This window comes from Xanthomonas sp. F14, from assembly GCF_014199865.1.
In genome coordinates this window covers 195,928-207,800 of the sequence record NZ_JACHOM010000006.1, presented here as the reverse complement: position 1 = coordinate 207,800, position 11,873 = coordinate 195,928, and the positions used below count along the sequence as shown (strand labels likewise).

Sequence of the window (11,873 nt, the reverse complement as noted above, 5' to 3'; positions counted from 1 at the left end):
GCGTGGTCGCGCTCGATCGGCAAGTGTGTCGCAGGATTGTGTCCCAATTGCGCCGATGGCGAAAGCGCGGCAACGCGCGAAAACTCCAGCCCCGTCAGCGACATGACCGGCACGTTCAGTTGCGCCATCGACGGGAGGCGCACCCGCCATCGATATACTGAGCCCACTTCTTGCCAGCCAGACCACCGTGAGCCAAGCGCAGCATTCGTCCCAGATGGCCCCGGTCGCCGTCACCGCTTTTACGTCCACCACCGCGCTCGGCGCCGGGCTCGATGCCCAGGCCGCCGCCCTGACTGCTCGCCGCAGCGGCATGCGTCGCAACGATTTCGGCCCGCAGCCGCTGGCGTGCTGGATCGGCCGCGTCGACGGCGTGGAAGACGTCGTGTTGCCGGAGGCCCTGCAAGGCTGGGACTGCCGCAACAATCGCCTGGCCTGGCTGGCCCTGCAGCAGGACGGCATGGCCGAGGCGGTGCAGGCCGCCGCGCAGCGCTACGGCGCCGAGCGCGTGGCAGTGATCATCGGCACTTCCACCTCCAGCATCGGCGCCAGCGAAGAAGCCTACACGCGGCTGGTCGAAGACGCCGACGGCGCGCGCTTTCCCGACGACCTGGATCGCCCGATCGTGCACACCCCGCACTCGCTGGGCGACTTCGTGCAGCACGCCACCGGCCTGCGCGGCCCGAGCGTGACCGTGGCCACCGCCTGTTCGTCCAGCGCCAAGGTGTTTGCCCAGGCCGCGCGCCTGATCGACGCCGGGGTGGTGGATGCCGCCCTGGTCGGCGGCGTGGATACCTTGTGCGGCAGCGTGCTGTTCGGCTTCAACTCGCTGCAGGTGGTGGCACCGGAGCTGTGCCAGCCGTTCGATGCGCGCCGGGTCGGCCTGAGCCTGGGCGAGGCCGGCGGCTTTGCCATGCTCGAACGCACCGCTGCCGCACCGGACGCAACGCTGTGGCTGTACGGCTATGGCGAATCCAGCGATGCGCACCATATGTCCGCCCCGCATCCGCAGGGCCTGGGCGCGCAGCTGGCGATGCGCGGCGCGCTCGAACGCGCCGGCCTGGAGCCGGCCGCGGTGGGCTACCTGAACCTGCACGGCACTGCCACCCCGGCCAACGACAGCGTCGAAGCCGCCGCGGTGGCGGCGATCTTCCCGGCCACCCTGCACGCCAGCTCGACCAAGGCCTGGACCGGCCACACCCTGGGCGCAGCCGGCATCGTCGAGTCGGTGATCGCGCTGCTGGCGCTGCGCGACGGCGTGCTGCCGGGCACGCTCAACAGCGAAGTGCCCGACCCCGCCTGCGGCCCGCAGATCCGTTTCGACAATGCCCATTCCAAGATCGATTACGCAATGAACAACTCCTTCGGTTTTGGCGGCAACAACTGCTCGCTGCTGTTCGGGCAGGCCCGCTGATGCTGGCTGCCACCATCGAGGGGATCGGCTTCTGGACCCAGGGCCTGCCGAGCTGGGACGCCGCTGCGGCGTTCGTGCGCGGCGGCGCGCTGCAGGACACCGGCGCGCGCCCGGCGCCGCAGCTGCTGGCCGCCAACGAGCGCCGTCGCGCACCGGACACGGTGGCGGTCTCGCTGGAGGCCGCGCTGGCCGCCTGCACCGCCGCCGGCCGCGAGCCGGCCAGCCTGCCGTCGATCTTCACTTCCACGTACGGCGACCTGGCCATCTCCGACTACATGTGCACCACCCTGGCCAGCGACCCCACGGCGATCTCGCCGACCAAGTTCCACAACTCGGTGCACAACGCCGCGGCCGGCTACTGGACCATCGGCGCCGGGGCGATGACCCCGGCCACCGCGATCAGCGCCAGCCTGGGCAGCTTCGCGCAAGGCTTGCTGGAGGCGCTGGTCCAACGTGCCGCCGGCATGGACGCAGTGCTGCTGGCCGGCTACGACGCCCGCTCGGTCGGGCCGCTGGGTCGGGTCGCCCCCAGCCAGGGGCTGCTCGGTGGCGCGCTGGTGCTGGGTGCGCCAGGCCAGGCCGGCAAGCCGCAGCTGCGGGCGTGGCTGGACGACGGCACGCCGACGCCGGGCGCCGGCCCGCTGGCGCGGCATGTCGCCGCCAATGCGATGGCGCCGATGCTGCCGTTGTTCGACCTGATCGCCACTGGCGGCGAACGCGTGGCGCTGTACGCCGGCCCGGGCCGGGTGTTGCGCGTGGAGCTCCAGCAGTGAGCCGGCAGCCACTGACCCGCGAGGACACCGCGATCCTGGTGCCGGCGCTGAACGAATCGCTGCGCATCCGTGAAGTGGTCAACGATGCGCTGACCTATTGTTCCAACGTGATCGTGATCGACGACGGCTCCGATGACGGCACTGCCGACTGCATCGCCGGCCTGCCGATCACCTTGATCCGGCACCCGCAGCGCAAGGGCAAGGGCGCCGCGTTGCGCAGCGGGTTTGCGCAGGCGCAGCGGATGGGCATGCGCGCGGTGATGACCATGGACGGCGACGGCCAGCACAAGGCCGCCGATTTCCCGCGCCTGTTGGCGGCGGCCAATCGCCACCCCGGCTGCGTCATCGTCGGCGCCCGCATGCGCAAGCGCGCCACCCAGCCCACCATCCGCCGCATCGGCAACGATTTCGGCGACTGGGGCATCGCCTGGGCCTGCGGCTTCCAGCTGGTCGACAGCCAGAGCGGCCAGCGCCTGTATCCGGCCTCGGTGTTCACCCTGCCCGACGTGCCCGGCGAAGGCTTCGTGTTCGAAGCGCAGCTGCTGATTTCCGCCGCACGCCAGGCCGGCGCGCGCGTGGTCGCGGTGCCGATCGAAACCCGCTACGCCGGCACCTCGCCGGGCGCGTTCCGCAAGAGCCATTTCCGCCTGGTACGCGATCTGTGGGAAATCACCTCGCATGTGGTGGTCCAGGCCTGGAGCTACGGGCATATCTGGCGCGAGTACCGCCGCGTGCGGGCCAACCCGGTGCTGATCGACGACGCTGACGGCGAATTTGCTACTGTGCCGGCGGTTACCAAGAGCAAGCCATCCCAATGAATGCACAGCGTGCCGATGTCGTTATCACCGGTGGTGGCCTGGCCGGCCTGAGTCTGGCCCTGCAGCTGCGCCAACGCGACCCCGAACTGGCGATCACCGTGCTGGAGCGGCGTGCGCACCCGGTGCGCGAGGCGGCGTTCAAGGTGGGCGAGTCCACGGTGGAGATCGGCGCGCATTACTTCGCCGAGGTCTTGGGCCTGCGCGAGCATCTGGAGACCGAGCAGATCCGCAAGTTCGGGTTCCGCTTCTTCTTCTCCGACAAGCGCGAGGACATCGACCGCTGCACCGAGCTGGGCGTCAGCCAGATCCTGCCGACGCCGTCGTGGCAGATCGACCGCGGCCGCTTCGAAAATTTCCTCGGCGAGCGCGCCCGCGCGCAGGGCATCACGTTTGTCGACAACTGCAGCGTCAAGGGCGTGGACCTGTCCGATGACCAGGCCGACCACGCCGTGCGCTACGAGCGCGCCGGCGAGGCCGGCACACTGAGCGCACGCTGGGTGGTGGATGCCAGCGGCCGCGCCGGCCTGCTCAAGCGCAAGCTCGGCCTGGCGCAGGACAATGCGCACAACGCCAATGCGGTGTGGTGGCGTGTGGAAGGCCTGATCGACCCCAATGGCTGGTCGCAGGACAGCAACTGGCTGCAGCGCTGCACGCCGCCGGACCGCTGGCGCTCGACCAACCACATGTGCGGGCCGGGCTACTGGTTCTGGCTGATTCCGCTGTCGTCCGGCGCGCATTCGCTGGGCATCGTCTGCGATGGGTCGATGCACCCGCTGGACACGATGAACACCCACGACAAGGCGATGACCTGGCTGCGCACGCATCAGCCGCAGGTCGCCGCCACACTCGACAAGGCCGACTACCGGCTGCAGGACTTCCTGTTCCTGCGTAACTTCTCCTATGGCTGCAAGCAGGTGTTCTCGCCGCAGCGCTGGGCACTGACCGGCGAGGCGGGCTTGTTCCTGGACCCGTTCTATTCGCCCGGCAGCGACTTCATTGCGATTTCCAATACCTACATCTGCGAACTGATCGGCCGCGACCGCGCCGGCAGATCGCTCAGCCCGTATGTGGAGCTGTATCAGCAGCTGTATTTCTCGTTCTACGAAAACACCCTGACCCTGTACCAGGACCAGTACGCGCTGTTCGGCGACGCGCAGGTGATGCCGGTCAAGGTGATCTGGGACTACACCTACTACTGGTCGCTGCTGGCGCCGCTGTTCTGCAGCGGACGCATTGCCGACCTCAGCCTGCTCTCGCGCATGAAGTCTGATTTCTTCTATGCGCGCGACATGAATCTGGCCATGCAGCGTGTGCTGCACGACTGGGGCCAGCACAACACTGCACAAGGCCTGGCCACCGACGATGGGCGCCTGCTCGATCAATACCTGATCGGCTGGTTCAACGAACTCAATGGCGCCTTGAACGACACCCTCGACGACGATGCCTTTGCCGCACGCATCCACAGCAACGTGGCGCAGATGGCGGTGCTGGCACGCGAGATCCTGCAGCAGGCACGCCAGCGCCATGCCGCACTGCCGGACCACGGGCTGGACGCCTTGACCGCCAACGCCATCGGCGAGCCGATCCTCACCGCCGCCTGGTACGCCGACGCGGCGTGAGTTTGAGGACCGCGCCGGCAACGGCGCGTGCGTTTCTGCAGTCAGACCTAGCTCCTATACTTCGGGCATCCGCACTCACAGGAGGTGAGCCATGTCGTGCAGTACGTCCCCGAACCGCTGCTAATGAACGGTAGCGACCTGGTTCCTGCGTGTCGGCGTGCCGCTGAAACCCATTACCTTGCACAAGGTGCCAGCATCTACAACTGGACGGCGTCGTATCACGATCGCGGCGATGGCCTGTATGTCGACGGCCGCCTGCGCGCCAATGGTAATACCGTGTCGGTGCATTGGAGCGCCGCGCGGGGTGCGCACGAGCGCGATCTGGTCATGAGGATCGACGAGACCGGTGGCTAATTCGGTATGCACTGCTGTCGATGTGCAGCGCAGTGTTCGGATGAAACTGAGCTGATCCCAGACCGCACCTCATCTAAGGGCCGCGCAGCGTGCATTGCTTGCACCATGCACACCGACCATCTCGACTGGTCATTGCCCGCCCACCGTCGCGGACCTTACGCGGCATGGATGCCGCGTAAGAGCTTACAAGGACGTACTTGCAGCGTGTCCTGCGATGGTGGGCGGGCAAGGACCCCGCAGCAAACCAGCAGATCAGCCGCCCTCAGCCCATCCCACCATTGATGCCGATGACCTGGCCGTTGATGTAGCCGGCTGACTCCGAACACAGAAACGCCACCAACGCGGCCACTTCGTCGGGCTTGCCGACCCGGCCGGCCGGTACCAGTTGCTTGATCACTTCCGGCGCGAAGCTTTCGCCGACCATCTCGCTTTCGATCACGCCCGGCGCGACCACGTTGACGGCGATGCCGCGGCTGGCCATCTCGCGCGACAGCGATTTGCTGGCGCCGTGCAAGGCGGCCTTGGCCGCGGCGTAGTTGGTCTGCCCGCGATTGCCCAGCACCGCCGCCACCGACGACACGCTGACGATGCGGCCCCAGCGCGTACGCGCCATCGGCAGCAGCAGCGGCTGAGTGACATTGAAGAACCCGTGCAGCGACACGTCGATGACCCGATGCCACTGTTCGGCGTTCATGCCCGCCATCGGCGCATCGTCGTGGATGCCGGCGTTGTTGACCACGATCTGGATCGGGCCGCCCTCCAGCAGGCTTGCCAGCGCCACCGCACTGGCCTGCGCATCGGCCACATCGAACGCCACCGCCTCGGCGCTGCCGCCGTCGGCCACGATCGCTGCAACCACGTCATCGGCGCGGGCGATATTGCGATTGGCATGCACGATCACATGGCGCCCCTGCGCCGCCAGCTGACGGCAGATCGCACCACCAAGATCGCCGCTGCCGCCGGTGACGAGTGCGCGGCGCTGTGGAATGGAAGTGCTCATGGAAGCCTCGATGAAAGCCGCAGACGCGACGGCGGAAAGAGCCTCATCCTAACGACTCGCAGCAGGCGCAGGAATAGATCCAGCATTGATCGCCTACATCTTGTAGGAGCGCGCTTGCGCGCGATGCGGCGTCAGCGGTAAGGCCATCGCGCGCAAGCGCGCTCCTACGGGGCTTGGGTGGCCTGCGCGGCGCCCAGCATGACCGTGGCGCGACCTTCGGCGAGCAATTGCGCGCCGTGGCTCAGGCGAAAACTGTATTGCTGGCTGTCCTCGCCCTGCAGCAACACCTGCGCTTCGCAGACGATCGCATCGGGCAGGTCGTCCAGATACGCGACGTGCAAGTCCACCGCACGCAGCGCCACCAGCATGCCCGGGCGCACCGGCTTGCCCGATTCCCGGCCGAGCAAGCCGCCATGCACAGCCATGGCTTGTGCGCCGTATTCGCATAGATGCAGCGCGCGCAGGCGGCCATTGCAACGCAGCGGATGCGTGTCGCTGCGATGGGCATCGCTGCGCAACACGATGCGCTGCGCATCCCATTCCAGCACTGCTTCCCACAGGCACATGCTGCCCTGGTGCGGAATCAGCGCGGCAATTGCCTCACGTCCCTGCATGTGCATCTCCGTGTCTTGCGCGCTCCAGCGCCGGCTCGCGCGACACCAGCAAGGCGAGGATGAAATTGAACAATACCCCCAGCGCCACCGTGCTGCCGATCGCACGCAACACCGGGATGCTGGAGGCAGCCAACAACGCGAACACCAGCAGCGTCATCAGGCTGCACACGATCAGCGCATGCAGCGTGCGCAGCTGGTCGGCGTGATCGTCGCCGGCATGGTCGAAGAACAATGCGTAATCCAGGCCCAGGCCTGCCGCCAGGATCAGCGCGATCAGATGGAACAGGTTGAGCTCCACCCCCATGCCGCGCAGGATCGCCAGGATCAGCACCGTGGTCAGCGCCATCGGCAGCAATACGCGCACGATCCGGCGCGGGCTGCGCAACGCGATCGCCACCGTCACCGCCAGCAACAGCGCGGCCAGTACCAGCGCGCCGAGCACACGCCCGCGATACGCGGCCACCAGGGACTCTGACGCGTCCTTCAGATCCAGCAACTGCGCGCCGCTGCCTTTCACGGCGGCAGCCAGTACCGACGGATCGCGCAGGCCGGTCAACGACACCAACGCAGTGCTGCGATCGCCGCGACCCAGCAGCAGTCCGCCGACCGACGTTGCCAGCGGCGAGCCGGCCAGGTCCTTCGGCAACAGCGGGGCGGCGCGCTTGGCAGCGTCCAGGTCCTGCAGGAACGGCGCGAACGCATCGCTGCGAAACGGTGTGGCGGCCACCGCACTGTCGGTCAATGCGCGCGCTTGCGCAGCATCCGGCAAGGCAGCCTGACGCGCATGCTGGGTCTTGATGCTGGGCAGATAGCGCGCGGCCATGTCGTAACCGGTCAATGCGCCGTCGCGCACCAGGGCATCCAGGCGCGGGCGCAACTGCTCGCTGGCCTGCAGCGCGGCCTCGTCGTTGGCGGCAGACAGCGCGAGCACGTAACGCACGTCGGGGGCGCCCAGTTCCTGGCGCAGATGCGTGTCCTGCGCCAGGGCCTTGGGCGGCACCGGGGTCAATTTCGACAGATCGTTCTGCCAGAACTGCCCCGGTGCGAACGCGATCACCGCGATGCCGATCAGCGCAATCACCGCCAGGCTGATGCGCGGCCGTGGCAGGCGCGCGATGCCGCGCCACAGCGCGGAGAGCATGCGTGAATCGGCGTAGTCGCGCGGTGCCGGGTCGATCAACGACGGCAACAGCCACCGCGTGGTGATCGCGGCGGTCGCCAGCCCGGCGATGGTGAACACCGCCAGCTGCCGCAAGCCGTCCACACCGGAAAACAGGAAGGTCACATAGGCAATGCAGGTGGACACCACGCCGGTGGCCAGCGTCGGCCATAGATGACGCGCGTTGTCGCGTGGATCCAGACCCGGGCGCTGATGACTGAACAGGTGGATCGGGTAATCCTGCACCACGCCGATCAGGGTAAAGCCGAAGGCCACGGTGATGCCATGCACGCCATCGAACAGCAGCGCCACCGCAGCCAGACCGGCCAGGCCGGCGCTGGCCAATGGCAGCACGCCGAGCACCGGAATCTTCCAGCTGCGATAGGCGACCAGCAGCAACAACACCAGTCCCACCGTATCCAGCGTCCCGATCCATTGCGCCTCGCCCTGCGTGCGCGCGGTGATTTCCACGGCGAATGCACCGGGGCCGGTCAAGGTAAGCCGGGTCGTGCTGCCCTTGCTGACCTTGGCGAAGGCCGCCTGCACCGCGTCGTAGGCCAGTTGCTGGCCGGTGGGATCAAAGCCGGCTGCGCGCGTCTGCACGACCAGCAAGGCCGAGGTACCGGCACGGTCGAACCACACCGCGTTGCGCGTCTGCGGCGCCGCGGCCGGCTGCAGGGTTTCGGCCAGATGCAGCACTTCCAGCGTGGGGTCGCGCGGTAGCAACGGCTCCACCAGCGCCGCCGCCGGCGACCCCAGATCCTGCACGCGCGACTGCAATGCCGCTTGCAGGGTGTGCGCATCCAGCGGCGTGGTGTCGAAGCTGTCGCTGAGCAGATAGCGATACGGCAGCAGGCGCTCGGGGATCGCATCCAGCCCCGCAGTGCCGCCATTGCCGACCAGCTCGAACAGTTCCGGTTGTGCGGCCAGGGCCTGCTGCAGGGCCTGCGACTGCGCGGCAAGCGTGGCCGGGTCGCTGTTGGACAACGCCATCAGCAACAGGCGCGAGCCGGGGCCTTCGCCCAGCTCTTCGATCAGCAGTTTCTGCGCCGGCGTGCGCGGGGCGGGCATGAATTTGCGCAGATCACCAGTGACCTTGAGCGTCTCGCTCAACCAGAACCCGGCCACCGCCAGCAACGCCAGCCACAGCAGCGCCAGGCCGATGCGGCGATTTGCGTTCAACTTAAACGCCATGCGCAAGCCTCGCTGTGCCAGCGGAACGTCCACCGGCCGCGCGCGCGGCATCGGGCTGTGCGGGCGCCTTTGCGTTGCTGCGGGCGGGCATGAATTTGCGCAGATCGCCGGTGACTTTCAGCGTCTCGCTCAACCAGAACCCGGCCACCGCCAGCAACGCCAGCCACAGTAGCGCCAGGCCGATGCGGCGGTTTGCGTTCAACTTAAACGCCATGCGCAAGCCTCGCTGTGCCAGCGGAACGTCCACCGGCCGCGCGCGCGGCATGGGATCGTGCGAGCGGCTTGCTTGCGCCGTGGGCGCGCTGCGTCACGCGCCCGATCCGTGGCATAGCGTGGTCAGCGCGGCCGCATCGGTCACGCTTGCGGCCGCGCGCGCCGCACCGGCCAGCAGCGTGCGTTGCACGTCGCCCTTGGCCGGCTGGCTCTCAATGCAGCGCAACTCGTCATTGCGCCCATACAGCCGCAACTCGCGCACCTGCTTGGCCACGGCAGCGTCCTTGGGCTGCAGCGTCAGTTGCCAGGCCTGCGGCTGGCCCTGCCCGCTGATGCGGTAGTGCTGCTCCAGCAGCGCGCGGTCGCCGGCCAGCAACGCGCCGAAGCCGGACTTCAGGCCGGCCAGTTCGGGCACCCGGCTCAGCGAAAAACGCCGCGGCGATTTGCCTTCGCGTTCCAGCACGCCTTCGTCGCCCTGCAACGTGGTGGTCTCGCGATACGGCGCGCTGACCTCGCGCACCAGGGTCTGCGCATCCGGGCGACGGTAATGGCCCTGGACGCGCAGCGGCGTCTTCAGCAGCGCCGAGCCACGCAGTTCGACGAACTCGGTACTGACCGGTGCAGGGCGTGCCAGGCGCTGCAGCACCTGGCCGACGTCCAGCGTCTCAGGCGGTGCGGCGCATAGCGGTGCGGCGCTGAACAGCAGTATCAGCATCCACGGCAGGGTGCGGCACATCGGCATGGTGGGTGTTCCAGAAATCGTAGAAGTTGAACCAGTTGTACGGCGCATAGCGTGTGTAATGTTCCAGCCTGGCGGCGTAATCGCGCATGAGTACCGCCAGCACCGGTGCGCGCTGGCGACGCGGCACGTCCAGGCCCTCGCTGAAGGTCTCGAACGCCAGCTCGTAATGATTGCCGCCGCGGTACAGGCCGAACGCCAGCACCACCGGCACCTTCAGCGCTGCGGCGATCAGCCACGGCGAGGTCGGGAACATCGCGTTGCGGCCGAGGAACGTCGCCGGCAACGCCGGGTCGCCCTCGCGCGGGCGATCGATCAGCAGCGCCACCAGCGCACCGGCGTCGGTGGCGTCCTTGATCGCCATGACGATCGAGGTCGCGTCCATGCCGGCGTCGATGATGTTGGCGGCCAGCTGCGGATTCAGCGCGCCCAGCAGCTCGGTCATGGCGCGGTTGTGGGCCTTGTCCAGCACCACCTTGACCTGCACGTCCGGCCGCTCGGTGGCCAGCACGCGCAGCGCATCGAAGCTGCCCAGGTGCGAGCCGAAGATCAGCACGCCGCGGCCGCGATCCATCTGCGCATGCAGCTGGTCCAGCCCGGTGATGTCGACCCGGAAGCGCTGCATCTGCCCACACAGCATGTACACGCGGTCCAGAATCGTCGAAGCGAAGGTGTGGATATGCCGCGCCACATCGCGCAGCGTGGCCGGGCGCTCCAGCACGCGCGTCAGATAGGCACGCGAGGCGCTGCGCTCGGGCGCACGCACCAGCAGGAAGTACAGCGTGATCGGGTACAGCAGCGCGCGTCCCACCGCACGCCCGGCATGCTGGGCGATGCCGCGGATCAGCCACAGCGCGAAACGTCCGCCGCCTTCCGGGCGTTGCTTCCACTGACTGCTCATTGCGCCGCCTCCGCCACCAGTTCGCCGCTGACCAGCAGCTCGTCGGCGCGCTGCACGCGAAAGCGCCAGCGTGGGCCGGCGCCGTCCAGCATGACCGATGCCGTCTGCCCGGGCAGCAACGGCTGCACGAACTTCACCTGCGGCAGGCGTGCCGCCGCGCGTGGGCCATGTGCGGCCTCCACTGCCTGCAGCACATGGTCGAGCACGACCACGCCAGGCACCACGGGGCGCCCCGGAAAGTGCCCGGGCAGGCAGGGATGATCATGCGGCACGACGAAATCCATAAGCGGGTAACTCAAATCCTGGGTTGGAGCATCGCAGCCACGGCGTCGTGTGCCTGCTTGGTCAATTGCTGGCGGTCCGGCGCATCCGGCCCGGTCACCGGGATCGGATCGCCGATACGTACCCGGATGATGCCCGGGCGCACCCTGAACACACCCTCCACCGGCAGCACCTTGCCGCAGCCATCCACCGCCACCGGCACCACCGGCACACCAGCATCGATAGCGGCCTGCAACAGCCCGGCCTTGAACGGCAATAATGCGCCGCTGCGGCTGCGGGTGCCTTCGGGAAACAGACACAACTGCTTGCCCTCGCGCAGCAGCGCGGCGGCCTGCCGGCGCACCATCGCCCCGGCACGCCGGCTGTCGCGGTCCAGGAACAGCATGCCTGTGGCCCGCGCATACCAGTTCACGAACGGCACCTTGAGCATTTCGTCCTTTAGCAGGAACCGCAGCGGCACCGGCAAGGCGTAGAACAACGCGCAGATATCGATGATGGACTGGTGGTTGCTGACGAACAGGTAGTTCCTGGACCAGTCCACGCGCTCGCGGCCTTCCACGATCACCGTGGCGCCGGCACCGCGAAACAGCACCGGCGACCACATCCACGCGCCCATGCGCAGCAGGCGGTCGGTGTCGCGCGTGATCGCCAGCGACGCCAGGCCATAGGCGATTCCGCCCGCGGTAAACGTCAGCGTGAAGGCCAGTTGCAGCAGATTGAACACGGCCCACGCCAGGCGCGACGGCATCCTTGCCAGCGGCATCTTTGTCTTGTCCCCGAAAATGTGCACGTACGT

General features: G+C 67.9%; 13 protein-coding genes. 5 read left to right on the top strand and 8 right to left on the bottom strand.

Going from position 1 to position 11,873, the window contains the following annotated elements; all coding sequences use genetic code 11:
- Window positions 1-214: 214 nt before the first annotated feature.
- From GGR73_RS19245 to GGR73_RS19225, 5 genes are all read left to right on the top strand, one after another.
- Window positions 215-1,411, top strand: a complete 1,197-nt coding sequence (locus GGR73_RS19245) for a beta-ketoacyl-[acyl-carrier-protein] synthase family protein (RefSeq protein ID WP_046345038.1) — start codon at window positions 215-217, stop codon at window positions 1,409-1,411.
- A complete protein-coding gene (locus GGR73_RS19240) occupies window positions 1,411-2,184 on the top strand; it encodes a beta-ketoacyl synthase chain length factor (RefSeq protein ID WP_024940578.1) in 774 nt (257 codons plus the stop codon). The genes GGR73_RS19245 and GGR73_RS19240 overlap by 1 nt, the downstream gene beginning before the upstream one ends.
- A complete protein-coding gene (locus GGR73_RS19235; protein WP_184458374.1) occupies window positions 2,181-3,002 on the top strand; it encodes a glycosyltransferase family 2 protein in 822 nt (273 codons plus the stop codon). The genes GGR73_RS19240 and GGR73_RS19235 overlap by 4 nt, the downstream gene beginning before the upstream one ends.
- Window positions 2,999-4,621 (top strand): NAD(P)/FAD-dependent oxidoreductase, encoded by a 1,623-nt coding sequence (locus tag GGR73_RS19230; RefSeq protein ID WP_154832863.1) that lies wholly within the window; start codon window positions 2,999-3,001, stop codon window positions 4,619-4,621. The genes GGR73_RS19235 and GGR73_RS19230 overlap by 4 nt, the downstream gene beginning before the upstream one ends.
- A gap of 123 nt (window positions 4,622-4,744) precedes the next feature.
- Window positions 4,745-4,975, top strand: coding sequence for a hypothetical protein (locus tag GGR73_RS19225; protein ID WP_228911516.1), 231 nt, complete (start codon window positions 4,745-4,747; stop codon window positions 4,973-4,975).
- A gap of 262 nt (window positions 4,976-5,237) precedes the next feature.
- Here the strand turns inward: GGR73_RS19225 and fabG are convergent, their stop codons facing one another.
- From fabG to GGR73_RS19185, 8 genes are all read right to left on the bottom strand, one after another.
- On the bottom strand, window positions 5,238-5,975 hold the full coding sequence (gene fabG / locus GGR73_RS19220; protein ID WP_046345042.1) for a 3-oxoacyl-ACP reductase FabG: 738 nt from the start codon (window positions 5,973-5,975) through the stop codon (window positions 5,238-5,240).
- A 164-nt stretch (window positions 5,976-6,139) separates the two neighbouring features.
- Window positions 6,140-6,589 (bottom strand): phosphotransferase, encoded by a 450-nt coding sequence (locus GGR73_RS19215; protein ID WP_024940573.1) that lies wholly within the window; start codon window positions 6,587-6,589, stop codon window positions 6,140-6,142.
- Window positions 6,576-8,942: an MMPL family transporter gene (locus GGR73_RS19210; protein WP_184458372.1), complete on the bottom strand. Its 2,367-nt coding sequence runs from the start codon at window positions 8,940-8,942 to the stop codon at window positions 6,576-6,578. Before GGR73_RS19210 ends, GGR73_RS19215 begins: the two co-directional genes overlap by 14 nt.
- Complete coding sequence (locus GGR73_RS19205; RefSeq protein WP_160954453.1) at window positions 8,932-9,207, bottom strand: hypothetical protein; 276 nt, start codon at window positions 9,205-9,207, stop codon at window positions 8,932-8,934. Before GGR73_RS19205 ends, GGR73_RS19210 begins: the two co-directional genes overlap by 11 nt.
- 42 nt (window positions 9,208-9,249) lie before the next feature.
- Window positions 9,250-9,897, bottom strand: a complete 648-nt coding sequence (locus GGR73_RS19200) for a LolA-related protein (RefSeq protein ID WP_039814875.1) — start codon at window positions 9,895-9,897, stop codon at window positions 9,250-9,252.
- Complete coding sequence (locus tag GGR73_RS19195) at window positions 9,821-10,795, bottom strand: LpxL/LpxP family acyltransferase (protein ID WP_039524636.1); 975 nt, start codon at window positions 10,793-10,795, stop codon at window positions 9,821-9,823. Before GGR73_RS19195 ends, GGR73_RS19200 begins: the two co-directional genes overlap by 77 nt.
- Window positions 10,792-11,079: a dehydratase gene (locus tag GGR73_RS19190; RefSeq protein WP_024937534.1), complete on the bottom strand. Its 288-nt coding sequence runs from the start codon at window positions 11,077-11,079 to the stop codon at window positions 10,792-10,794. The genes GGR73_RS19195 and GGR73_RS19190 overlap by 4 nt, the downstream gene beginning before the upstream one ends.
- A gap of 11 nt (window positions 11,080-11,090) precedes the next feature.
- The gene (locus GGR73_RS19185) at window positions 11,091-11,840 is read right to left on the bottom strand and encodes a lysophospholipid acyltransferase family protein (RefSeq protein ID WP_166771869.1); all 750 of its coding nucleotides are present in this window, start codon (window positions 11,838-11,840) and stop codon (window positions 11,091-11,093) included.
- Between the last annotated feature and the right edge of the window lie 33 nt (window positions 11,841-11,873).

Coding starts and splice junctions, on each gene's coding strand:
- fabG (WP_046345042.1), bottom strand. CDS start 5,975: ATGAGCACTTCCATTCCACAGCGCCGCGCACTCGTCACCGGCGGCAGC.
- GGR73_RS19200 (WP_039814875.1), bottom strand. CDS start 9,897: ATGCCGATGTGCCGCACCCTGCCGTGGATGCTGATACTGCTGTTCAGC.
- GGR73_RS19245 (WP_046345038.1), top strand. CDS start 215: ATGGCCCCGGTCGCCGTCACCGCTTTTACGTCCACCACCGCGCTCGGC.
- GGR73_RS19195 (WP_039524636.1), bottom strand. CDS start 10,795: ATGAGCAGTCAGTGGAAGCAACGCCCGGAAGGCGGCGGACGTTTCGCG.
- GGR73_RS19205 (WP_160954453.1), bottom strand. CDS start 9,207: ATGCCGCGCGCGCGGCCGGTGGACGTTCCGCTGGCACAGCGAGGCTTG.
- GGR73_RS19190 (WP_024937534.1), bottom strand. CDS start 11,079: ATGGATTTCGTCGTGCCGCATGATCATCCCTGCCTGCCCGGGCACTTT.
- GGR73_RS19230 (WP_154832863.1), top strand. CDS start 2,999: ATGAATGCACAGCGTGCCGATGTCGTTATCACCGGTGGTGGCCTGGCC.
- GGR73_RS19225 (WP_228911516.1), top strand. CDS start 4,745: ATGAACGGTAGCGACCTGGTTCCTGCGTGTCGGCGTGCCGCTGAAACC.
- GGR73_RS19210 (WP_184458372.1), bottom strand. CDS start 8,942: ATGGCGTTTAAGTTGAACGCAAATCGCCGCATCGGCCTGGCGCTGCTG.
- GGR73_RS19215 (WP_024940573.1), bottom strand. CDS start 6,589: ATGCAGGGACGTGAGGCAATTGCCGCGCTGATTCCGCACCAGGGCAGC.
- GGR73_RS19240 (WP_024940578.1), top strand. CDS start 1,411: ATGCTGGCTGCCACCATCGAGGGGATCGGCTTCTGGACCCAGGGCCTG.
- GGR73_RS19185 (WP_166771869.1), bottom strand. CDS start 11,840: ATGCCGCTGGCAAGGATGCCGTCGCGCCTGGCGTGGGCCGTGTTCAAT.